Annotated in this window: 16 protein-coding genes; 7 read left to right on the forward strand and 9 right to left on the reverse strand. The window is 60.8% G+C overall.

Going from position 1 to position 22,001, the window contains the following annotated elements; genetic code table 11:
* Window positions 1–194: 194 nt before the first annotated feature.
* From J6524_RS28890 to J6524_RS28900, 3 genes are all read left to right on the forward strand, one after another.
* Window positions 195–2,333 (forward strand): patatin-like phospholipase domain-containing protein, encoded by a 2,139-nt coding sequence (locus J6524_RS28890; RefSeq protein ID WP_225676959.1) that lies wholly within the window; start codon window positions 195–197, stop codon window positions 2,331–2,333.
* Window positions 2,334–2,372: 39 nt separating this feature from the next.
* A complete protein-coding gene (locus J6524_RS28895; RefSeq protein ID WP_225676961.1) occupies window positions 2,373–6,053 on the forward strand; it encodes a Dyp-type peroxidase domain-containing protein in 3,681 nt (1,226 codons plus the stop codon).
* 132 nt (window positions 6,054–6,185) lie between these two features.
* Window positions 6,186–9,254, forward strand: a complete 3,069-nt coding sequence (locus tag J6524_RS28900; protein ID WP_225676963.1) for an ATP-binding protein — start codon at window positions 6,186–6,188, stop codon at window positions 9,252–9,254.
* A gap of 247 nt (window positions 9,255–9,501) precedes the next feature.
* On the opposite strand, the gene J6524_RS28905 is transcribed toward J6524_RS28900, so the two are convergent.
* The 6 genes from J6524_RS28905 to J6524_RS28930 form a co-directional block, all read right to left on the reverse strand.
* Window positions 9,502–10,221 (reverse strand): ABC transporter ATP-binding protein, encoded by a 720-nt coding sequence (locus tag J6524_RS28905; protein ID WP_225676965.1) that lies wholly within the window; start codon window positions 10,219–10,221, stop codon window positions 9,502–9,504.
* Window positions 10,218–11,456, reverse strand: coding sequence for an ABC transporter permease (locus J6524_RS28910; protein ID WP_225676967.1), 1,239 nt, complete (start codon window positions 11,454–11,456; stop codon window positions 10,218–10,220). Before J6524_RS28910 ends, J6524_RS28905 begins: the two co-directional genes overlap by 4 nt.
* 6 nt (window positions 11,457–11,462) lie before the next feature.
* Complete coding sequence (locus J6524_RS28915; RefSeq protein WP_225676969.1) at window positions 11,463–12,668, reverse strand: efflux RND transporter periplasmic adaptor subunit; 1,206 nt, start codon at window positions 12,666–12,668, stop codon at window positions 11,463–11,465.
* Window positions 12,669–12,683: 15 nt separating this feature from the next.
* Window positions 12,684–13,421 (reverse strand): tetratricopeptide repeat protein, encoded by a 738-nt coding sequence (locus tag J6524_RS28920; protein WP_225676971.1) that lies wholly within the window; start codon window positions 13,419–13,421, stop codon window positions 12,684–12,686.
* A gap of 385 nt (window positions 13,422–13,806) precedes the next feature.
* Window positions 13,807–14,154, reverse strand: coding sequence for a hypothetical protein (locus J6524_RS28925; protein ID WP_225676973.1), 348 nt, complete (start codon window positions 14,152–14,154; stop codon window positions 13,807–13,809).
* Between the two features lie 58 nt (window positions 14,155–14,212).
* Window positions 14,213–14,494, reverse strand: a complete 282-nt coding sequence (locus J6524_RS28930) for a hypothetical protein (protein ID WP_225676975.1) — start codon at window positions 14,492–14,494, stop codon at window positions 14,213–14,215.
* A 175-nt stretch (window positions 14,495–14,669) separates the two neighbouring features.
* Between J6524_RS28930 and J6524_RS28935 the strand changes: the two genes are divergently transcribed.
* Entirely contained in the window at window positions 14,670–15,671 is a 1,002-nt protein-coding gene (locus J6524_RS28935; RefSeq protein WP_225676977.1) for a glycoside hydrolase family 3 N-terminal domain-containing protein, read from the forward strand.
* 349 nt (window positions 15,672–16,020) lie between these two features.
* Window positions 16,021–16,590: a LuxR C-terminal-related transcriptional regulator gene (locus tag J6524_RS28940; protein WP_376712091.1), complete on the forward strand. Its 570-nt coding sequence runs from the start codon at window positions 16,021–16,023 to the stop codon at window positions 16,588–16,590.
* Window positions 16,591–16,700: 110 nt separating this feature from the next.
* Here the strand turns inward: J6524_RS28940 and J6524_RS28945 are convergent, their stop codons facing one another.
* The 3 genes from J6524_RS28945 to J6524_RS28955 all read right to left on the reverse strand — a co-directional run bounded on the left by J6524_RS28945 (window position 16,701) and on the right by J6524_RS28955 (window position 18,543).
* Window positions 16,701–16,946, reverse strand: coding sequence for a hypothetical protein (locus J6524_RS28945; protein WP_225676981.1), 246 nt, complete (start codon window positions 16,944–16,946; stop codon window positions 16,701–16,703).
* A gap of 204 nt (window positions 16,947–17,150) precedes the next feature.
* On the reverse strand, window positions 17,151–17,543 hold the full coding sequence (locus J6524_RS28950; RefSeq protein WP_225676983.1) for a response regulator: 393 nt from the start codon (window positions 17,541–17,543) through the stop codon (window positions 17,151–17,153).
* A gap of 274 nt (window positions 17,544–17,817) precedes the next feature.
* Entirely contained in the window at window positions 17,818–18,543 is a 726-nt protein-coding gene (locus J6524_RS28955) for a Crp/Fnr family transcriptional regulator (RefSeq protein WP_225676985.1), read from the reverse strand.
* A gap of 719 nt (window positions 18,544–19,262) precedes the next feature.
* On the opposite strand from J6524_RS28955, the gene J6524_RS28960 reads away from it, so the two are divergent.
* The gene (locus J6524_RS28960) at window positions 19,263–21,290 is read left to right on the forward strand and encodes a flagellin N-terminal helical domain-containing protein (RefSeq protein WP_225676987.1); all 2,028 of its coding nucleotides are present in this window, start codon (window positions 19,263–19,265) and stop codon (window positions 21,288–21,290) included.
* A gap of 374 nt (window positions 21,291–21,664) precedes the next feature.
* The coding region (locus tag J6524_RS28965) for an Hpt domain-containing protein (protein ID WP_225676989.1) at window positions 21,665–22,001 on the forward strand (337 nt) is incomplete at its 3' end.

The raw sequence follows: 22,001 nt of genomic DNA on the forward strand, positions 1-22,001 counted from the left end.
CAGGAACACGACGTCCATATCGTGTCTGGACAACTGATCGCGTGCGAAGCCGACGAAGCGCAAGGCTGGCGCAATCGATCATCAATTGTCAGCGCAAAATGAGTCGGTGAATGTGAAGTAGCTCACCAGAAGTTGCCAACGCCAGGTCTATTCTGCAGGGGCGGTGGTGTCGGTGGTTCGAGTGAGGAGTTCGAATGTCCACCAGGAAGCCACTACCTGGCAGGAAGCCACTGCCTGGCTTCGAAGACCGGGCGCCGAGAGATCGCTATTGCGATCTGATTCTGACCGGGGGCGTCACGAGTTCGATTGCCTATCCGGCAGCCATATTCACGCTGGCCTCCGTCTATCGTTTCAACAGCATCGGCGGAGCGTCGTCAGGTGCCGGCGCAGCAGCGTTGGCCGCCGCCGCCGAATACCGGCGTCGGCACGGTTCGTCGGACGGTTTCCGGATCATGCTGGAGCGCACCGCGGCCGTCGCCGACGAATTGGAAGGCGGCAAGACTCGACTCGAATGGCTTTTCCAGCCCGAGAAGGAGAACAGGCATCTGTTCGATGCGCTGTTACCCGGCTTCGCCAGGCCAGACCGCAAACTGGCTACATTGGCAGTCGGGGTGGTGTGCGCCTATACGAGGTCGTGGATCGTCCTCATCTGGATCGCCCTCGCGATCATCTGGTTCATCGCGCTCGCGGACGCCGTGCAAGGCGACATTGACTGGTTGTTCGCCTTCCTGATCGGCATCAGCGCGACGATGCTCTCCCTTATTTTGATTGCGGTTGCGGTGTTCGCGTTGGTTGTACGCGACCTCCGCCGCATGGTGCGGCACGACTATGGCTTGTGTAGCGGCTCGGGGCAGTCGCCACATCCGCCGCTAACAGACTGGCTGCACGGTCTGATCCAGGTGATTGCCGGCCGCGAGACGGATGACGACCCGTTGACCTTCGCGGACTTGGCGAACGCGCCGGGCTCGCCGCAGGAAACGCTGAACGACCCCTGCCCGGGGGCCAGTTCGATCAACCTGCAAATGTTCACAGCCAACGTGACTCACGGGCGGCCATACGTCTTTCCGCTGAAAGAGGACGGCGGAGCGGACGACCCCCTGCTCTACTTCCGCGCGAGCGAGATGCGCAAACTGTTTCCCAAGAAAGTCGTCGAATACATGATGGCAGACCCCGTTACGGGGGAAGAGAACTTGTACAGGGGGGCGGCCAAGCCGGCGCGGGTCGAAGTCGCTCCAGGCGGCCTGCTTCGTCGTGCGGTTCGCTGGTTCGTGTCGCTCGTTCGGCCGCCGCTCGCGGAGAGCGCGGAGGAGCCATTGTATCTGCTGCCGAGGGAGCACCTCCCGATCCTGGTGGCCGCCCGCATGAGCATCAGCTTTCCAGTTCTATTCCAGGCGGTGCCGCTTTGGAGTCTCGACGAACGGGGCGAGCAATCCGTGTTCAGACGCTGCCTCTTTTGCGACGGCGGCATCTGTTCGACCTTCCCGATTCATCTCTTCGACAGCCCTATCCCTTCCTGGCCCACCTTCGGCATCGCACTGCATGAGCTTCCCAGACGCGCGAAAACGAAGGAAGGCGCAGCAGGCGCCTGGTTCGCTCCGTTGGAAGATGAGGAACGAAGATCCGGTGCTGTGTGGCTGCCGGAAGACCATCTCCAAGGCGGGCAGGATCAATGGAACGAGTTCGAGACTGAGCGCAAGGTGTTCGAAAGGTTGGCCGGCTTCTTCAGCGCGATTGTCTCGACGGCGACGAACTGGAACGACGCGACGCTGGCCCGCCTGCCGGGGGTACGCGAACGGGTCGCGCGGGTGGGGCTGCCTCCTGGCATCGGTGGCCTGAACATCCGGATGACCGGCGACCAGATCAGGGATTTGGCCGAGCTGGGGCGCGCGGCGGCGCTCAAGCTGCTCAAGCGGTATGCTCTCCCGGCGGCGCGGCCTTGTGGCGAGCCGTCCGACGGCTGGAACGAGCATCGATGGGTGCGGCTCAATGTGCTGCGGGACAGCCTTTCGCGGAGCCTTGCCGGGCTGACCTGGGCGGCGTCGCAAGGACAGCATGGCAAGCCGCTTCGCGATTTGATCCGCCAGGCAATCGACGAACCGGTGCTGAAGAGCGAAAATAATGAACCGGCGCTGAAGAAGGAAGATGAGAAGAAGGAAGATGATGAGCCGGTGCGGAAGCACAACAATTTGCAACTGCTTGCGGCCCAAGCGGCCGCATTGGAGGGAGCGCTAGATGCGCTGATGCAGGCGGAGCGCGCGTTGAACATGCTCACAGTCGGGCAGCCTTATAGGCCCTCGCCAAGGCCGGTCATGCGGGTGCGCCCGCCACTCTAGCGAACTCAATTGCAAGGTCAGGGAATGAGGGGAACCGCCATGCCGATTGATGTACAGAGCAAATCGAAGAGCCTCTTGGGCGTCAGCGACCTCACCCTAGCTGCAACCATCAGGCCCGGGCTGATCCCAGCACTGGACTCGCGCAGCTACGAAAGCCGGCTGCGGCTGCTGTTGAAGACGCTGAATGCCCTGCGCGTTTCATCGCTGGAGGCGGAGCCGACCCCACTGATCGCTGATGCGGTCGACCGGATACGGGCGATCCACTCCTTTCGCCTTGCGATTGTCGGAGAGGAGCCACCAAAGCGGCTGCTGCTTGCGGTCGCATTCGACGGCGGGTGGGAGCCCTACATGCGCCGCATTTGGCGCGATCTCGGGCCGCTTCTGGACGTGATCTTCTGCAACTGCGAAGGCTATCTGGACTCCTACAATCACAGCTTCCCCGCCTACGCGAACTGGGTCCGCTCGGCGCAGGTCGAGACCGGGTTCTTCTACAACGCCAGTTCGCTGACCGTGAACGATCTGCACTATCTTCGGAGCAAGGTCGCGACCGACCTCAATCAACCGAACAATGAGCAACAGCACATCGGTGCGGCCCCGCGAAAGGAAGCTGACCGGGAAGAAATTTTCAAGCAGGCGCTACCGGCCCTGACCGCGCTCTATCGGCTGACCGACATGTATCCGCCGCCTCCGGGTGCGAACGACGACGACTTCCTGCTGCGCGCCGCAAGGCATTTGTTGGGCAATCGCGCCGAGTGTCTCATCAGCACAGATCCGGATAAAGGGCGCAACCCGACTGAGCGAGCAGCGCTGCGTTGGTTCTCCAAACCCAAGGCGCGCCCTGTCCAAAACCCCGCGAGAGTGGAATGGGACCCCTGCAAGAATCCCCTGAGGATCCAAGGCGGCATTGTCAAACCTTACGAGGATGCCACGCATGCATGCCTCCTGCTGGTCAAGCTCAAGGATTCCGCGGCAGCGCGCGACATGCTCGAATACCTTGAGCCGAAAATAAAGGACACCAGCACCGCCGCAGCCCGCAAGGCGGCGACAGCGACGCCGTTCGTTAACCTCGGATTCACCGCCCAGGGACTCACGCGCGCGGGGATGCAGAAGGGCACCTTCGACCTGCTGCCATACGAGTTTCGCGAGGGTATGGCAGCGCGGGCCAGCATTCTCGGCGATGTGCGCGACAACCATCCTGGCAACTGGTCCCTCCCGGAGCGCAACTGGCCGGAGCCGCCACAGGGCGAGCCCGAGCGCGTGGAGTTGTCGTCGGTCCATGCGATCATCCAGTACACGTGCAAGGGTCCGTCGGACGAATGGCAGGAGTTCACCCGCGACAGCCATCCTTTGTGGGGCGCGGTCAGTCAATTCGACCGCAAGCTTTCCGGCAAAGGCGTGCAGATCCTTTCGGTCCAGTGCATGCGGCGCCTGGCCGGCTCGGGAAGCGGGCCTTCGCGGGACCACTTTGGCTTTGTGGACGGCATCAGCCAGCCCACCCTCGAAGCGGCTTCGCAAGCGTCATTCTACTCAGACGAAGCCGTGCCTGGGGATCTGCTGCTCGGTTACAGGAACTCACTCGGCGATCCGCCGCTCAACGGCGAGCTGTGGGATGACAGCACCTTTCTGGTGGTGCGCAAGCTCAAGCAGGAGGTGGGGGTCCTGCGTGACGTGCTGAAAAAGAGCGAATTAAAGCCGGAGGACGCGATAGCGAAGTTCATGGGTCGCGGGGTCGACGGAAAAGCTTTGATTCAAGGCGAGGTCGAGGGCAACGACTTCAGCTATGCGAGTGATCCCAATGGAAAGGCATGCCCGTTCCAAGCCCATATTCGACGCGCCAATCCTCGCGACCTTCGGGACGATGACAAGCGTTCCGTACCCCGCATCGTGCGACGCGGCATGTCCTATGGCCCACGATTCGAAGAGAAATCGGACGCCGAGCGCGGGCTGTTCTTCATGGCGTACAACGCCTCGATCGCGGAGCAGTTCGAGGTCATCCAGGGGTGGCTGAGCGGCAGCAACAGCAGCAATCCCGACAGCTACTCGGCTCTGCGCGATCCGTTTCTCGGCGTGCCGCAGGACGGCGATCCGCACCGCTTCGTTTTTTACGATGACAGTGGCAAGGAGAAGGTGGTGGAGCTGCCGCCGGACAAGCCGATCGTCAAGCTGGAATGGGGTCTCTACGCCTTCGTACCTTCGATCAAGGCGATCGCCGAACTCAAGGAGATCGCAGACGTGGCAGCAAAGACCGAGAAGGGCACGGACGACCATCATCGCAAGAAGAAGGAGGACCAGCGCGCCTTGCGGCTCGCCATGCAGGCGCGCAAAGGCGAGGAGATCATCACCAAACTCCAGCTCGTCGAACAGCACAAGGGGTTCGATTCGGCCGCGGAGCAATGGAAGATTGCGCTCGAGGACATAAGCGCACGCATGTCGGGCGCCAGCCAGGCGGTGTGGGCGGCAATACGGGAGTTGCACGGCGGGGTGCTGCGGACACCATATGGGGTGTTGGTGTGCAGCAAAAAGTTAGTGAACGACGTCTTCCGTAACAAGAGATCGTACTACACGGTGACGGGGTATGCTGAGCGCATGCGCGCGTCCTTCGGCGAGATCTATCTCGGTAAGGACGATGATGAACTGCCCACCTCGAAGTACCGCGCCGAGGCTTGCCCGGCCAACAAAGCGATCATGAAAGTCACCGTTCGGGACGCCTTCGAAAGCGCCCTTAAACATACCCAGGATACCCTGGAGCGCATCGTCCCGCCCAACACCGAGGTAAAATTGGAGGTGAAGGATATCGTCGACGACATTCTGGCGCATATCAGCAACGAATGGTTTGGCGTGCCCGACGGCAAGTATGTGGCCTTTGGCGGCTGGCATTGGCGACGCGATTTTCCGACCTGCCCAGGCCACTTCCACTCGCCGTCACGATATATGTTCCAGCCCAACCCTGGCCCTCAGGCGACCTTGGTGGGCCAGCAGCACGGCAAGGAATTGTTCAATGCAGTCCGCCAGCTCCTCGACGCGCAACGCAATTTCTTGTTCGAGATGATGTATGGCGGGAGAGGGATACTCGGAAAAGCGTTGTTCGACGCGTTCTCCAAGGATCAGGCGCAGCTGACGAGCACGCTGATCGGCGTGATGATGGGATTTCTTCCCACTGTCGACGGCAATATCCGTGGAGCGCTCTACGAGTGGGTCAACGACCGCTCGCTTTGGGACTATCAGCTCGACTATCTGACCGATAAGACCGAAGACCCGTTGAAGAAAGCCTGTCGGGTCCTGAGGTGGCCGTTGGAACGAACCCTCCTGTTGCGACCGGTTCCGGAGCTTGTGTGGCGCACCGCGCTTGAGCGGCATTCTCTGGGGCAAGTCGAAGTCCGTCCAGGGGACAGGATAGTCGTGAGCATCGTCTCAGCCACACACGAATGCCTGATCAAAGACCATCGCGGCCGCTACCTGATCTTTGGCGGCAAGCGCAGCAAAAAAGACCACCCCACCCACGCCTGCCCGGGCTACAAGATGGCCATCGGCGTTATGCTCGGCATGTTGGCCGGATTGCTGGAATTCACGCAGCTGCGGCCGACCATGTCGCCACTGCAACTGGCCGTGAGCCTACGTAAGGGCGACCGGCGCAGGGAGGGACCGCGCGATTGCCGCCCCAATACCTCCCGTTTTCTCCGCCAAACTTCTACGCTCGCACGCATGGGCAAAAAGATATAAAGTTCGTGTCACTCAACTTTTCGACGAGCCGGCTGAAAAGACCGGTGACGCCCTGCCTGCTCTTACTGCCGAGGTGATGAGTTCGGAACTGCCGTCCCAAAAGGAAGCCCTTTACGTGGCACGGTGAGCGACATGACTAATCGAAGACAGGAAGAAGCAAGATCACAGCGCAGATATCTTGCAATCCTCTTTTCGGATTTGTCAGATTCTGCCCGCCTCGCTGCCAGTATGGAAGCCGAAGAATTTTCGGATTTGCTGAGTCACCTCTGGCGCGCCTACGAAGACATCATCCCAAGGCATGGCGGAACAATTGTTCAGATCCGGGGAGATGGCTTGCTGGCAAGCTTCGGCTATCCGGAAACACATGAGGACGATGGACGTCGAGCGACCGAGGCAGCACTTGATCTTCACGAATTCGTTCGAAGAATTCCGCTTGACCTCTCGCCCCGCGCTTTGCCGCCTCTGCACCTGCATACAGGAATTCACTCAGGCCTGGTACTTCTTGCCGGCGGCGATGATCTTCACGGAAGACTTGATCTGCTAGGCAACACCGTAAATGTTGCAGCGCGCCTTTCCGATGTTGCGCAAAGCGACGAGATCTTAGTCAGCGAAGAAACGCTAGGCGCTGAAAGCCATTTCTACGAGACTACGCCCAGGCGATCCCTTAGCCTCCAAGGGATAATCCAGCCGATCGCGGTCTACGGAATCCTCGGTCGCACTGGCGTCGGCACACGATTCCAAGCCAGATCGATGCGGGGGCTAACATCCTTTATAGGCCGCCAAACCGAACTACAGGCTTTGAAGGGGAGCCTCTACGACATAATAAAAGGGAAGCCGCAGTATGTTGCGATCGTCGCACCTGCGGGTATGGGAAAGACCCGGCTCGTCGAGGAATTTCTCCGCGGTCCGGCAAATTCCGATTGCCAGATACTGCGAGGCTACTGCGAAAGTTATCTAAGCGCCGAGCCCTTGCAGCCATTTCTCCAGATTCTCCGGTCGTTGTTGGGCCTGGACCATGCAATGACGACTGCGCGCGCCGCTGAGGTACTTGAGAAAGCGCTCGCAGAGATCGATCCAGATCTTCTCAAGTATCGGCTTGAGTTCCTGCGCGCTCTTTCGCTGGATTCCGTGAACAGTCAATTGGAATCGCGCAACGTCGCTCCGGAAAACACAATTGCCGCAATATGCAAGCTTTTCGATGTCTTGGTCGCCTCGAAACCCGTGGTGCTGTTCATCGACGATTGGCAGTGGGCAGATATCGCGTCGCGTCAGGTGCTCGAAGCAATAAGACGCGGTGATAATCGAACATTGTTCGTGCTCGTCGCAAGCCGCGAACTTGGGGATGGCAATGTGGCAGTCGCTGGCGCGACCATCTTGACTCTTGCGCCTTTCAGCGCCGACGAAGCAGAGGAAATCATTCGTCAATTGCTTCCTGGAAGCAATCCTTTCACCGTTACAAGGATCAGGGAGCTCTCGGGTGGCAATCCGTTATTTATCGAGGAGCTATGCCACTCCGTCGCTCACGACAGTCCGGATCACCACCGCATTGGCCGCATTCACAGCGGCGAGGCATGGTTGGACAAGCTGATAGAATCCCGTGTCGAACGATTGAAGCCCGAGCAGATTGATCTGGTTCGCACGGCAGCCGTTATTGGCAATGTCATTCCCACTTGGCTGCTCGAAAAGCTCACTGGCTGTGGCGAAAGTCATCCACTTGTCGCGACGCTCGCTGCACAAGATCTCATTTTTCCTGGCGAGCAACCGGGAACCCTTCGATTCAAGCACGGCATTGCGCGGGACGTGATCTACGACTCAGTCGGTCTGCGTCAGCGCAATGCGTTGCACAAAAGGATTGCTGACACGCTGAGAGAATACGGACCGTCGGGTATGCAAGAAGAAGCCTGGGAGCTGCTTGCTTATCACTACGGCGCATGCGGGCAGGTGGTCGAGGCCGCTCAGTACGCCGAGGCCGCGGGAGATAAAGCCGCCGCAGCCTCAGCTTTAGACCGTGCCCAAATCCAATACGCCGCTGCTCTTACCGCTCTGGATCCGGATGCATCCCAGGAAAACTACGAACGCTGGATTTCTATAGTGCAACGCTTGGCTTTAGCGTGCGTGTTTGACCCGTCGAGGGACCAACTTGAGTTTCTGCGACGTGCGGTTGTCCTTGCGACGGCTCATAATGATCAGCGCGCGCTTGCGCGGGCCGAGTATTGGGTGGGATATGTCAACTACGCGCTAGGGGAACTGGCTCGTGCCACACGCCATCTTGAAGCCGCGCTCGCACACGCCTCGGTCGTCGGCGACGAGCCACTTGCTGTGCAAATTCGAGCAGTACTGGGGCAGGCCTGCGCGGCAGCCGGGGAGTACGACAAGTCCCTCGTGTTGCTTGACGAGGCAATCTCGATAAAGCGCCAGTTCCGCAAAAGCGGCCGGCTCCCCGTTGCACTCGCTTTTTCGTTGGCTTGCAAAGCATCGGTGCTTGGTGACCGCGGGCTGTTCGAACAGGCGCATGCGTGTTTCGAGGAAGCCCTGGCCGCAGTTCAAAACTCAGGCCATGAGGTTGAGGGTTCGATTTTATGTTTGGAAAGCGCCGTCAACTTGTGGCAGGGCCGCTGGGAGGACGCGCGAGCATCTGCGATTAAGGGCCAATATGTCGCGGAGCGGGTGAAGAGCCTCTATTTGTATGCGCAGAGCCTTTCATTGTGCGGATATGCGAGTTGGATGACGCAACGATCCCAAAAATCATTGCAGGCGATCGTAGATGCCACGTCATGGCTGGAGAACCGCAATCGAGGACTGTTTGTCTCACTGAATCATGGTTGGTTGGCAGATTGTTTGGTTGAAAACGAACGATGGCAGCAGGCGAGGCGCCACGCGGCGCGTGCGCTGTTGCGTAGTCGGCGGCATGACCCGTTGGGCGAAGCCATGGCTTACCGCGCGATGGCTCGCGCCTCGGCTGCTGGACATGGCCGGGCTTCGCCGGAAAAATATCTCGCTCTGGCGATGAAGAACGCTCTTGCCAGAGGAGCGCGCCATGAGATTGCGGTCACGCAGCTCTGCGACGCCGAGATACGCGTTGCTCGCGGAGAACACGAGCACATAGCCGAACTGCTGGACCAGGCAGAGAGCCTGTTTGAGGCAATGGGGATGTCCTGGCACATCGAAGCAGCCCGTAATTTGCGTCGACGATCAAAGTGAGCGGCAACTTCATGTGCTGGATGACATGCCTTCAACGCGAACGATGGCTCGCACTCTTTTCGAAATTGATTGATCAGAATCAAACTCCGGATTTCACATCTGGTTCGATGTGGTGGTATCGGCGATCGGGATAGATGCTCTTGACCGAGGTCAAATCGGCGCTCTCTCAATGGCAGCCAATGAACTTCGCCAGATCACAGCGCTGCGCGCTTGGGTGTAGCGTCCACTGTCGTCGGCCGCGGTATGATTAATTCGCCATCTCACAGACCCGCCTGCCTTCATCCCGCCCCGTTATTTCTGCGACCTTGCCGTCGACGATGTGGATGCGGCGGTCGGCGCGCGCGGCCAGGGCGGGATCGTGGGTCACCACGATGACGGTCTGGCCATTGTCGGCGATGTCGCGAAGGATCGAAAACACCTGCTCCGTCGATTTTGTATCGAGCGCGCCCGTCGGCTCGTCGGCGACGATGATCTCCGGGCGGTTGGCGAGCGCGCGGGCGATGGCGACGCGCTGGCGCTGGCCGCCGGAGAGCTGGTTGGGGCGCTTGTTGGCGTGCTCGGCTAGCCCAAGCGAACCGAGTAGGGCAAGGCCGCGTTCGTGCATCTCGGCCTCGCCCATCTTGCCGGCGGCGCGCATCGGCAGCAGCACATTGTCGAGCGAGGTGAATTCCGGCAGCAGGAAATGAAACTGGAACACGAAGCCGCATTTGGTCAGGCGGACATCGGCCCGTTCCGATTCCGACAGTTTCGAGGTCGGTTGCCCGCAGATCATGACTTCGCCTTCGCTGGGCGCATCGAGCAGGCCGAGGAGGTAGAGCAGGGACGACTTGCCCGATCCGGACGGTCCGGTGATAGCGACGAATTCGCCCCTGTTCACCGCAAGGTCGATGCCGTTGACGAGCGTGTGCGCTACATCGCCCTCGATCCGGCGAACCAGCTCCACCGCTTGCAAAGCGACTTCGGTCATGATGCTCCCCTGATGATTTCGACGGGATGCACGCAAGTTGCCTTGCGCGCCGGGAAATAGGCCGCGCCTGCGCAGCAGAGAAGGGATATGCCGCCGACGACCACATAGTGCATTGCCGAGTAGTAGATCGACAGCGGAACAGTGGTGCCCGTCAGCGGATTGAAGATCGTGATCATCGACCAGCCGTAGCAGAGCAGGTAGCCGAGGACCCACCCGAACAGGATGCCGACCAGGCCGATGATGGCGGCTTCGATGATGAAAATCCGTCGCACCGCATACTCGCGCATCCCCAGCGACTTCATGATGGCGATGTCCTGGCGCTTCTCGTGCGTGATCGTCGAGATGATGTTGTAGGTGGCAAAGGACGATGTCAGCAGCATCGCACCCATCACCGTGAGCACGATGAAATCGCGCACGGTAAAGGATGACAGCAGGTCGGCATTGGCTTCCTGCCAGGACACCGACTTGTAGCCGGTCTGTGCTTCGACCTGGGCGGCGACCTTCTGCGCCAACATGGGATCGTTCAACCGCAGCCGGAGCTGATTGACGACTCCGTTTTGTCCCATCATGACCTGCGCCGGCCCCATTAACGAATAGATATGGCTCTCATCGACGCGCTTCAGGCCGGAGCGATACAGCCCTGACACCGTAGAGTTCAATTGAATGCCCTGGCCGCCGATCAAGAGCACGGTGTCGCCGGATTTTACGCCGATTTTTTCGGCCAAAGCCTCGCCCATGATGATGCCGTTCGGCGCACGTGAAAGGTCATCGATCTTTCCCTCACGCATTTGCGAGGCGAGTTTCGAGACCTGAACCTCGCGGCGGGGGTCGATGCCGGTCAAGGTGATGCCAATGCGCGCGCCGCCGTGATTGACGATCGCGGTAGTCTTCGCCGAGGGAGCGACGTCTCCTGGTATCCAGGAGCGCAGCGAACTCATCACGGTCTCAGGATATTTGATGCCGGGGCGCTTGCCGACATTGGCGATGTCGGACATCTGGACCGCGCCATATTCCTGCTCGGCCGGCTGCGTCGGCACCGAGCGCCGCTCATCCTCGATCGTAATATGCGGCATGGTGTCGACGAGCTGCCGCAGGAAGTCGAGCTGAGAGCCCTGCATCAGGCCCGCCATCATGATGGTGAAACCGACGCCCATGGCCACGCCCGCCATGCCGACGAGGGTCTGCCGCACCCGGGTGCTGACATGCGTCCATGCGATGTTGAACAGGAGCTTCACGGGCGGCTACCGGCTGTTGCTGATGAGGTTGCGGCGCGCGTCGTTGACGACGGAATCGATGTGGGCGGTCATCGCCGCCGAAATCACCGCGTCATCCGGGTCTGAACGAACTGGGCTGGCCGATGCGACCATGGTGGCCTCAGGCGTTGCGATAGGCTGATCGACCGGTTCGCTCGCGGGCGCCGGCTCCGCTGCCCGGGTCACGCTGCTGTCGATGCGAATTCTCGCGCCGTCCGCGAGATCAATTCGCGCGGGCGAAAGCACTGACGTGCCCTTGGAAACCTCGCCGATGATCTCGACGTTGCGATTGCCGCGGATACCGACTTTTACCGGCACACGCCTGATCCGGCCGTCGTCGATCGTCTGAACCGCATCGCCTGTGATAGCCTCGGCCGGCACGACGACCGCCGCCTGCTTTTCGCGGAAGATGATGTTAGCTTCGACCGACATGCCGATGCGCAGCGGCGTATCCTGCGGCAGCCGCAGATAGACGCGGAAAGTCTTGCGGGTCGGGTCGCCCTTAGGCGTAATCTGGGAGACGTTGGCGCGCAGCGCCTTGCCGGGAAAGGCCTCGCTGCGCAGAAAGGCCTTCTGTCCGGCGGCGATGCGGTTGATCTCCTCCTCGTTGATTTCGGCAACGACCTGCATCGGGGCAGGCGGTCCCACCCAGAACAGGACGTCGGTGGGACCGGCGATCTCGCCGACTTCACCGTCGCGCCGCAGCACCATGCCGTCGAGCGGCGCTCGCAGCACCAGCGAGTCGAGCCGCACCTTCTGCGCTGCGATCCGCGATTTTGCATCTTCGAGCTTGGTCCAGCGCTGCTCGTATTCGGTGCGTGCGGCGTCGTTCTTGTCGCGATCCTTTTCGGCGCGCGCCAGATCACGTTCGAGCTGGCCGCGATTGATTTCCATCTGCTCGAGCGCGCTGCGCTCCTCGGCGTCGTCCTGGCGGCCGAGGATCTGGCCGGCCTTGACCACCTGTCCCTCGCATCGGCACAGCTCGACCAGCCGGCGGCGCTGCAACGGTACTACCTTAGCCCAGCGCTCGGGCTCGACGGTGCCCGTTCCGTAAACGGCTTCGGAAACCGGCGCGAGGCTCGCGATGCTGGTGGTCACCAGCGGTGGATGAATGAAGCGGGAATAAGCGTAATAGCCGGCGCCTGCGGCCGCGATGGCCAGAATGCCGGTTGCGACGAAATGCTTCAGTTTCATGGCGTGCCCCGTTGCTCAGAAGCCAAACCGCTTGCGCAAGCCTGATGGAACCTGGTCCATCAGATCGCGCACGTCGTCTCTTTTCGCGCTCTTCGCCGGCGGCGCCGACGCGACCTTGGGAGAAGCAGGCAATACCGTGACGTTGGACGGCGCCTGTTGCGCCACCACGGGCGCTGACGTTGCGGCGGGCGCCGGCTGCACGACGGCAGGGGCAGGCGGGGGCGCGGCCGGCGCGGGTTGATCCGACTCGCTGTCCGCAGCCCTTTCAATATTCGATGCCTTGATTGCGCCGGAGATCCGAGCGGCACGCCAGGCCCTTGCAGCGACGACGGCATGGCCGATCTCATCGCTCGTCATCTTCTTCATCAGCAGCGACATCAGTTGCCGCGCGCCGTCGCGATACTCCTCAACCTTGCTCGCCGACGCGACGATGTGGGCCCAGCTATAGGCCTTCACATTGTCCTTCGTTGTGCCGCGCCCAGTGGCGTAAAGGCCGGCAACGATCAGCATCGCGTGCGGATGTCCCTGATTAGCGGCGCTCAGGAACCAGCGAAATGCCTCTCCGTCGCTGCGCGGCCGGCCGACGCCTGCAGAATGGAGAGCACCGAGATAGAACTGGGCATCATCATCGCCGGCTTGCGCTGACTGCTCGTAGCGATTGGCCATTTCCCGATCGGAGGTCGGACTGGCAAGCGCGGTGCGGAAGTCGATCAACACAGCGAGGCAGGCAAGCACGACAGCGGCTTGCTTCATGGCCTGCCGAATCGCGTAACGAAATTCCGGCCGCAAAGATCGGTTTGAGATCGGGTTGATCGATCGGTAATTTGGGATGCGCCGCATGGTCCACGCTTTCAGCTTTGTTTGTTCATGCCGGAAAGGCGTCGAGCGGCGGGTGCGGGAAGTCTCTCCACAGCGCCTCTCGCGAACAGGACCTTAGCCCAGCCCGGCGCCGAAAAATGTGCGACCCATCACATTCCGGCTCGCTGCGGCTGAACCCATCAAGACAATGTGTCGACGCTGCGCTGATTACGATTTGAGACCGCTCGGATCGTCGACATTGGCAAGGTCGCCAAGATCTATATCTTCCCAAGCCATCGCTTGTCCGAACTCCTGATCGATATGGAATGCCTCGCGCTGGTCATTCGCAGGGCCTCGCGCAACTGCGGATCGGCCACGTTGCCGCCGATGCAGGCAGCCATGAAGGTGACGAGGTCGCGCGGGTGGAGAACATCTGTCCGGTGCCCGGAAAAGCGAAATAGCTCTGCTGGTTTCCGGGAGGGCCGATCGGCGTGCCCTGATCGGAGTAACCCTGGACGGTTTTCCGCAGTAGCTCGGGCGGCATGATCGCGCGGTTGTCCCGCCCGCGTTCGGGGATCAGCGTCGAATGCATGCCGAGCGGCGTCAGGATACGGCTTTCGACAAGTTGTCCGATCGGAACTCTATAGCGACGCTCGAGGGCGAGCTGGGAGCAGGGTGTAGCCTGCATGAGTATAGATAAAATTCGCCCGAGCCTTGCGCCCGGGCGAATTCTCTCCATGGCGAGATCAGTAGCGGTAGCAGACGTTGACCATGCCGTAGGGGGTCCATTTCCAGCAGCTGTTGTACACGAAGAGATGGCGATGGTGGTGATGATGGCCGTGCCAGAAATGACCATGGCCATGTCCGTGATGACCGTGGTGTCCATGATGGCCATGGTGACCATGTCCGTGATGGCCGTGTCCGTGGCCGCGACCGCCTGCGAAAGCCTGGCTTGGGATCATCAGAGATGTCGCGGCCAGCGCCAGAGCGCCGATCGCGGCCGGAATGATCTTCTTGATGCTAGTCATCGAATATCTCCTGGGTGTGCAGCGCGGGGATCGCCCTGCCTTGCCGCAACCCTAGAGGCGCCCCTTGCGATACGATGTGATCAATGTCACCCAGGCGATGTGAACCGATTCTCATGCGCGGTCCGATAGTTTGTTGAATGGCCACGCTTGAGCGCACGATATTGAGGCGATCACCATGCCCATCGGCGAACTCTTCATCCTCGGCTTCTTCGGCAAGATCATCCCGGATTGGTTGAAGGCGTTCGCGGCGAGCTATGGTCTCGGCGGCGTGATTCTGTTCGACTATTCCTGCCGGACGCAGGCCTACGACAACAACATCGAATCGCCGGAACAGGTACAGCGCCTTTGCGCGGAGATATCAGCGCTGCCTTCCGCGCCGATGGTATTCATCGACCAGGAAGGCGGGCTGGTGCGGCGGCTGAAAGACAGCCGCGGCTTTGCGCCCTTGCCGAGCGCAAAGGAATTCAATCTTCTTGCGCCTGATCAGAAGCGCTCGATCCTCGCCGCGAGTTTTGCCGAGATGCGGCAACTCGGCATCCACTATGATTTCGCGCCTGTCATCGATGTCGACTACAATCCCGACAATCCGAACATCGGCAAGATCAAGCGCTCCTACTCGGCCGATATCGCCGAAGTGGAAGCCAATGCGGTGCTCGCAAGCGAGGTGGCGCGGGCGCAACGCATCGGCCTTTGCCTGAAACATTTCCCCGGCATCGGTGGCGCGGTTGTGGATTCGCATCAGGAATTCATGGATATTTCCGGTGTGCTACCGCCTGAGCAGGAAGAACTCTTCTACTCACTCGCACCAAAGATGTTCGGCAATGCGGCACTCGTCAGCCATGCCATTGTCAGGCAATGGGACGAACGTCCGATGACGTTGTCTGCGGTGGGGCTAAGCCGTTTGCGCAGCCGCCTTCCGGATACGCTCCTGATCACCGACGACATGCAGATGCGGGGCTTGCAGAAGGCGCTCGGCACGCGCGAGGCCAGCCTGCAATCGCTGCAAGCGGGCATGGACATGCTTTGCATCGGCAACAACCTGTTCGATCAGGAACAGGAGATGGCCGGAACGGCTGAATACATCCTGGAAAACCTGCGCGACGGAATCCTGTCCGGTTCGGCAATCGAGCAATCCATCGCGCGGGTAGGGGAGCGGAAGGCGCTCCTTGCGGCCTGACGTCTACTGCTGCTGAGACTTCTCGTGCGCGGCGACGCCGATCGGGTCGCCGTCGGGGCAAAAGAGAACGCGGGCTGGTTGAGACATATTAACAAACCAAATGGTGCTACCGTGAAAGTACGGTAGTAACTCGCTACTGAATTTACCTTTGGATCGTGCAATTCGCTCAGAAAGAGTCAGCTCCGAGCCCCGATTTACCGGGATTTATGGCCCATTTTGACAACAAGCAGACCAGCCTCTCCGTATTCTTACCGGTGGGGAAATTAACCATGAAAGAGCGGGGGCCAGATAAAATAGTTATATGTCAAAAAACGACCAAAGCGCCGCTGATTCGCACTTCACGAAGTGGATGGAAAGCATCACGCCTCTGGAAGAGAATCCTGAGATCGTCCAGCTGTCCGCTGCGCGCTCGCGTGCCGCGGAAGAGGCGGGCGCCGCAATTGCCCGGCAGTTGAACGGCCCGCTGACGGCGCTCCTGCTCTACATGAACGAGATCAAGCAGCACAGCCACCAGTTTTCGCAGGCGCCCGGCAACCGGCTCTACCTGCAACAGGTGGTCGAGAACGCGCTTCAGCAAACCGAACGGATTTGCGCTTTGGTGAAGCAGATGTCGGACGGCTATCCGGCATCGGGCTCGGACGTTTGCAAGCAAGCAGGAGAAGGCCATGTCAGCCGCATTGCGGACGGCGCCCGCAGGTCGGGCCTGACGCTCACCCCCGAATCCGGACGGAAGCCGCTCACCAAACGCGAGCGCGAGGTGTTGAGCCTGATCAGCGAGGGTTGCTCGAACAAGCAGGGCGCGTTGCGGATGAATATCAGCCCGAGGACATTCGAGAGCCACCGCGCCGAGGCTATGCGCAAGCTCGGCGCCCGAAATACCGCGGATCTGGTGCGCAAGGCGCTGCTGCAGCCTGCCTGATTTTTCTGAAGCAATCGCCTGCGAAGCATGGCCGGGCGCGCAGCCTCAAATCGTCGATGTGCCTGATACAGAAAGGGCGGACGAATCCGCTGGATCGTTCGTCCCGCGCTTCAGCAGAAATCTTCCGCGAAGGAACGAGCGCGCGATGCGGGCCGCATCGAAAGCGCCGGCCTGGGCTGTTCCGGAATGATCGTGATGGTCCAGGCGGTCGGGATGCTCGATTTGTTTTCGACGATCGATCGAACATGGCCGGTGACCACTGATCCGGCGGAACGCACGGTTGCGGTCCTGCCGTTGAACTGGGCGATACGGAAACGCCGCACTTCCTTCTGATCGCTCGTTTCAAACGTGAACATGAGGGCACTCCCTTGGTCCACGCAATTATCCGTCAGTCAACGTTATCCGGAAGTGAAAATCTCAAACCGTAGAAGTACGGCTAAGTCGCATCTGCAGCGCGAATCGAAGCGCCCGCTGAGCGGAGTCCTCGGGAGGTTTGCCGAGATGTCCGTAGTGACGAGGGCGAGCGGACGCGCCCGATCTGGACGATGACCGGCGCAGTGTCAGCCGGCTGCGTCCGGAAACACCGCTTCCATCTTGGTCCTCAGGGTCGCGGCGTTGAACGGCTTGACGATGTAATTGTTGACGCCGGCTTTCTTCGCGGCGATTACGTTTTCAGTCTTGGATTCCGCCGTGATCATGATGAAAGGCGTCTTGGAGAATTCCGGGCTCGCCCGGACTTCCTTGAGCAGATCGTAGCCGGTCATCGGCTCCATGTTCCAGTCTGAGATCACGAGGCCGTATCGCTTGGTTTGCATCTTGGCGAGCGCGGCCGATCCGTCACTGGCCTCGTCGACATTCTCGAAACCGAGCTGCTTGAGAAGATTGCGGATGATGCGGATCATGGTGCTGTAGTCATCGACCACCAGGATCGGCATCGACAGATCAAAAGCCATGTTCGTACTCCGCGCAAACAGCAAGCCGCCGAACACAGGTGAATGCGCGTGGTACGCGAAAGAGCCTCGATTGCTTCTTCTCGAGCCTGCACCCGTCAGCATCGTGACAACTATCAGGGCTCGTTGAACAGCGCGTTAACTCGATGCAATCCGAAACGTCATTTGGCCGTAGTATTACGGTGAGCGTTGGGGGTGTGGCGCAATCCTGGCGCGCAACGATCATGCGACGTGTACCACAGATTCGGACCCACGATCGCTGTCGGGTCGGAGGCGATCAGGCGGCCGCGGAGTGGATGCGCGGATGCAGCAGCCGCGTGTACTGCGCCTTGACCGTCGCGTAGCACTCGCAGGACGTCTTGATCAGGCCGTCCACGTTGGTGATTTCGATATGTCCGCGGCTGTAGTGGATGAAGTTCGCCTGCTGTAGCGTGTTGGCCACCAGCGAAACGCTGTTGCGGCGAGCGCCGATCATCTGGGCCATCGCTTCCTGGGTCAGGACGATCTTGTCGCTGCCGGAAAGGTCGCGCGTATGCAGCAGGCAGCGCGCCAGCCGTGACTCCACCGTGTGCGAGGCATTGCAGCCGGCCGTCTGCTGGATCTGCGCATAGACGGCGAGGCCGTGCCGCACCAGTGCAGTACGCAACGTCGCACTCTGGTCGGCGGCACTGCGAAGCTGTTCGAGATCGATCGTCGAGGCGGCGCCGGGCACCAGCACCTCGGCGGTATTCAGCGCAACGGCGTCGCCGAGCGCGGCGAATGCACCAAAGATGCTGTCGCGGCCGATCATCGCGATCTGGACATGCTCGCCGCGCGCGAGCTTGACGACCAGCGAGATCACACCCTTGTGCGGGAGATACGCACGTTTGAGCGTTTCGTCGACCTCGACCAGCACCATGTCCTGGTTGAGATCGGCAGCGCGCAGATGCGGACGAACCAGTTCGAAGTCGTCCGCGGTCAGCGAGGACAAGAATCCATTGGGAGAACGAGGGGCTGAATCCAAGGCAGCCTCCTGCCTTACAGGCCAAACCGGTCTCTGGCGCCTAACGCGCACGATCCGAGATGCAGGATGACCCTTGCATACTTTATTGGCAAGAAAAATTGGCAAAATGGACGCACACGATCAACGCGGCATCGGAGCTTTGCGGGACTAGACCCCGCTTGGCGCCGCAGGCCGGACCCTTGTCCCAGGACGCCGGGCAGGCAGCTCTTGGCCGGGCAATTCGGGCTTCGCTCGCGCCGGCGGAGTTTGAACCGCGCGGAACCCGGGCCATATGGGCCTATCCCGTATAGCCCATATAGATAAAGAGAGTGCGTCCGACGCCGCGGCGCGGCGTTCTCATCGTCGATGACGTTCCCATGGTCTGGGCGGCTTCGAATTGATCAGGACATGCCACGAGCGCGCACCGACGATCCCAGTGGTCGCGATGTCGGGATAGCCTTTGCCAATCTCGACGCCGGTGCCGGACTTCCTGCACGTGGCCCTCGAGCCACCGCGATCGCCCGCATGCTCGGAGAGCTTCGATCTGAGCCCTCGTCTCGTCCGTTCAGACGGACTGCAGCTTATCCATTCGTTAAGCAAGCCGCGATACCGTTACCGTACCAGTACGGGTCTCACCCCGTTCCATCGAATGTGAGCCTGCGCGTTGAGGCCTTGTTAAATTCTGGCGGGTATCGATGCGAAGGTCAAAGAATTGACCTCAAACCCAGAAGGAAATAGACATGTCAGGCATTGTCCTCTCCGCGTCGGTTCGCCAGAACCTCCTCTCCCTCCAGTCGACCGCTGATCTTCTCGCGACTACGCAGTCCCGCCTCTCGACCGGCAAGAAGGTCAACACGGCTCTCGACAATCCCACCAACTATTTCACCGCCGCCTCGCTCGACAGCCGCGCCAGCGACATCAACAACCTTCTCGACAGCATCGGCAACGGCGTGCAGGTCCTGCAGGCCGCCAATACCGGCATCACCTCGCTGCAGAAGCTCGTCGACTCCGCCAAGTCTGTCGCTAATCAGGCGTTGCAGACGACGGTCGGTTACTCGACCAAGTCGTCGTTCACGTCCGTCGTGATCGACGGCGCAACGGCCGACAATCTCGTCGCCGATCAGGCGCCGACCAACGCCGCATTCACCGGTACTGTCGCTCCGCAGCGCGCTGCGTATACCAGCACTGCGGCGACTGCAGGCGCCCAGCTCTATTCGGGCGCGGCCACCAACGCGAGTGGTTCGACGCTGCTGTCGGCCCTGACCGACAACGCCGGCGCCGGCGGCGCCGCCAACGCGATCCAGGCTAACGACTCGCTGACTGTCAACGGGAAGACGATCACGTTCCAGGCGGGCGCGAATGGCCTCGTCAATACAGGCACCAACGCCTATACGCTGGGTATCGGCACCACGCTGAGCGATTTGGTCGCGGCGATCGACACCCTGTCGGGCAACGCGACCCCAGCCAACGCATCGACGGTAGCGGGCGGCATCATCACTCTGAGGTCCGGTACGGCCGCCGACCTCGTCGTGACCGGCTCCGCAAACGTGCTCGACAAGCTCGGCATCGACGGCGCCGGTGCCAGCACCGCCACTCGTGGCGGTGGCGCCGTGACGGCCGGTGCCCTGGCCGGCACCACCAAGCTGAGCGCCGGCGACGGCACGGCTGCTTCGCTTGCGAACGGCTTCTCGGTGGGTGACACCATCACCGTCAACGGCAAGACGCTGACCTTCGTGGCCGCGAACACGATCGGCAACGATCCGAACCAAATCAAGATTGACAGCGACGTCACCGGCTTGCTGGCGAAGATCGACGGTCTGACCGGCTCGTCAACGGCGTCGACCATCTCGGGCGGCAGGATCACGCTGAACACCGGCGCGCTGAGCGATCTGTCGCTGACCAGCAGCAACGCTGCAGCTCTCAGCTCGCTCGGTCTGGCAGGCGGCGTGACCCAGGCCCGCACGACTGTCCCGGGTGTGCTGGAAGGCAAGACCCTGAAGATCGGTGCGACTGGCGGCGGCGTTGCCACCGATATCGTGTTCGGCTCGGCTCCCGGCCGCGTCTCCTCGCTCAACGAGCTGAACGAGGCCCTCGCCGCCAACAACCTGCAGGCCACTTTCGTGTCTGGCAAGCTGACGATCACCACGACGAACGAAGCGGCTTCGGCCACGATCGGTGCGATCACCGGTTCCGCGGTCGGCGCCAGCCAGGCGTTCGCTGCCGGCACCACGGCTCCGGCTCCGGTTGTTGACGCAGATGCTAAGCTGACCCGTGATAACCTGGTCACCCAGTACAACAACATCATCAATCAGATCACCACCACCTCGCAGGACGCGTCCTTCAACGGCGTCAACCTGCTCGGCGGCGATACTCTGAAGCTGACCTTCAACGAAACCGGCAAGTCGACGCTGAGCATTCAGGGCGTCAACTTCAACCCGGCCGGCCTCGGCCTCGATGTCCTGAGCACGGGCGCCTTCAAGGACAACGCTGCGATCAATGAGATCGTGACGGCGCTTAACGGCGCGTCGTCCACGCTGCGCTCGCAGGCTTCGGCCTTCGGTTCGAACCTGTCGATCGTGCAGATCCGTCAGGATTTCAACAAGAACCTGATCAACGTGCTGCAGACCGGCTCGTCGAACCTGACGCTGGCCGACACTAACGAGGAAGCGGCGAACAGCCAGGCGCTGTCGACCCGCCAGTCGATCGCGGTGTCCGCGCTGGCGCTGGCCAACCAGTCGCAGCAGAGCGTGCTGCAGCTGCTCCGCTAATAAGCAGCCAGATACAAGATCAAAACGGCGGGGGTCTCCCCGCCGTTTTTATGTGAATTCGTTGACCAAGCTCGTTGTTGCCGGAACGCGCCAAAAGGCGCTCAGGTAAATACGGAAGCTGATGAAACGCGAAGACGAACTGCCCGCGGCCTGGTCGCGTCGACCTGCGCTGCGCGCCCTTCCATAACAGCACCATTTGGTATCGACGGCCGTTTGCCGTCGCGAGTCTCACGTTGGCTGCAAACGTCAACGCTGCGGCTCATCGCGACATCACCTTATCCGTATTAGCACGGACGGTGAAATTAACGCGGCCGTGAAACTGGAATCTTACCATGATCGGCGACTGATACCTGAATTTGTAAAAGGCTACTCATATGGATGACCTGTTGCGGGAGTTCCTGACGGAGACCAATGAGAGCCTGGATACGGTCGACAATCAGTTGGTGCGGTTCGAGCAGGACCCGAGCGACGCGAAGATCCTGGATAACATCTTCCGCTTGGTCCACACCATCAAGGGCACCTGCGGCTTTCTCGGCCTGCCGCGGCTGGAGGCGCTCGCCCATGCCGGCGAGACCTTGATGGGCAAGTTCCGCGACGGCATGCCGGTCAAGGCCGAGGCCGTCACGCTGATCCTGTCCTCGATCGACCGCATCAAGGAGATCCTCGCTGGCCTCGAGGCCACCGAGACCGAGCCGGAAGGCACCGACGAAG

Origin of the sequence: Bradyrhizobium hereditatis (assembly GCF_020329435.1) — a bacterium.
Lineage (GTDB): Bacteria > Pseudomonadota > Alphaproteobacteria > Rhizobiales > Xanthobacteraceae > Bradyrhizobium > Bradyrhizobium hereditatis.

Coding starts and splice junctions, on each gene's coding strand:
- J6524_RS28890 (WP_225676959.1), top strand. CDS start 195: ATGTCCACCAGGAAGCCACTACCTGGCAGGAAGCCACTGCCTGGCTTC.
- J6524_RS28960 (WP_225676987.1), top strand. CDS start 19,263: ATGTCAGGCATTGTCCTCTCCGCGTCGGTTCGCCAGAACCTCCTCTCC.
- J6524_RS28940 (WP_376712091.1), top strand. CDS start 16,021: ATGGAAAGCATCACGCCTCTGGAAGAGAATCCTGAGATCGTCCAGCTG.
- J6524_RS28915 (WP_225676969.1), bottom strand. CDS start 12,668: ATGAAACTGAAGCATTTCGTCGCAACCGGCATTCTGGCCATCGCGGCC.
- J6524_RS28905 (WP_225676965.1), bottom strand. CDS start 10,221: ATGACCGAAGTCGCTTTGCAAGCGGTGGAGCTGGTTCGCCGGATCGAG.
- J6524_RS28945 (WP_225676981.1), bottom strand. CDS start 16,946: ATGTTCACGTTTGAAACGAGCGATCAGAAGGAAGTGCGGCGTTTCCGT.
- J6524_RS28950 (WP_225676983.1), bottom strand. CDS start 17,543: ATGGCTTTTGATCTGTCGATGCCGATCCTGGTGGTCGATGACTACAGC.
- J6524_RS28900 (WP_225676963.1), top strand. CDS start 6,186: ATGACTAATCGAAGACAGGAAGAAGCAAGATCACAGCGCAGATATCTT.
- J6524_RS28895 (WP_225676961.1), top strand. CDS start 2,373: ATGCCGATTGATGTACAGAGCAAATCGAAGAGCCTCTTGGGCGTCAGC.
- J6524_RS28925 (WP_225676973.1), bottom strand. CDS start 14,154: ATGCAGGCTACACCCTGCTCCCAGCTCGCCCTCGAGCGTCGCTATAGA.
- J6524_RS28920 (WP_225676971.1), bottom strand. CDS start 13,421: ATGAAGCAAGCCGCTGTCGTGCTTGCCTGCCTCGCTGTGTTGATCGAC.
- J6524_RS28930 (WP_225676975.1), bottom strand. CDS start 14,494: ATGACTAGCATCAAGAAGATCATTCCGGCCGCGATCGGCGCTCTGGCG.
- J6524_RS28935 (WP_225676977.1), top strand. CDS start 14,670: ATGCCCATCGGCGAACTCTTCATCCTCGGCTTCTTCGGCAAGATCATC.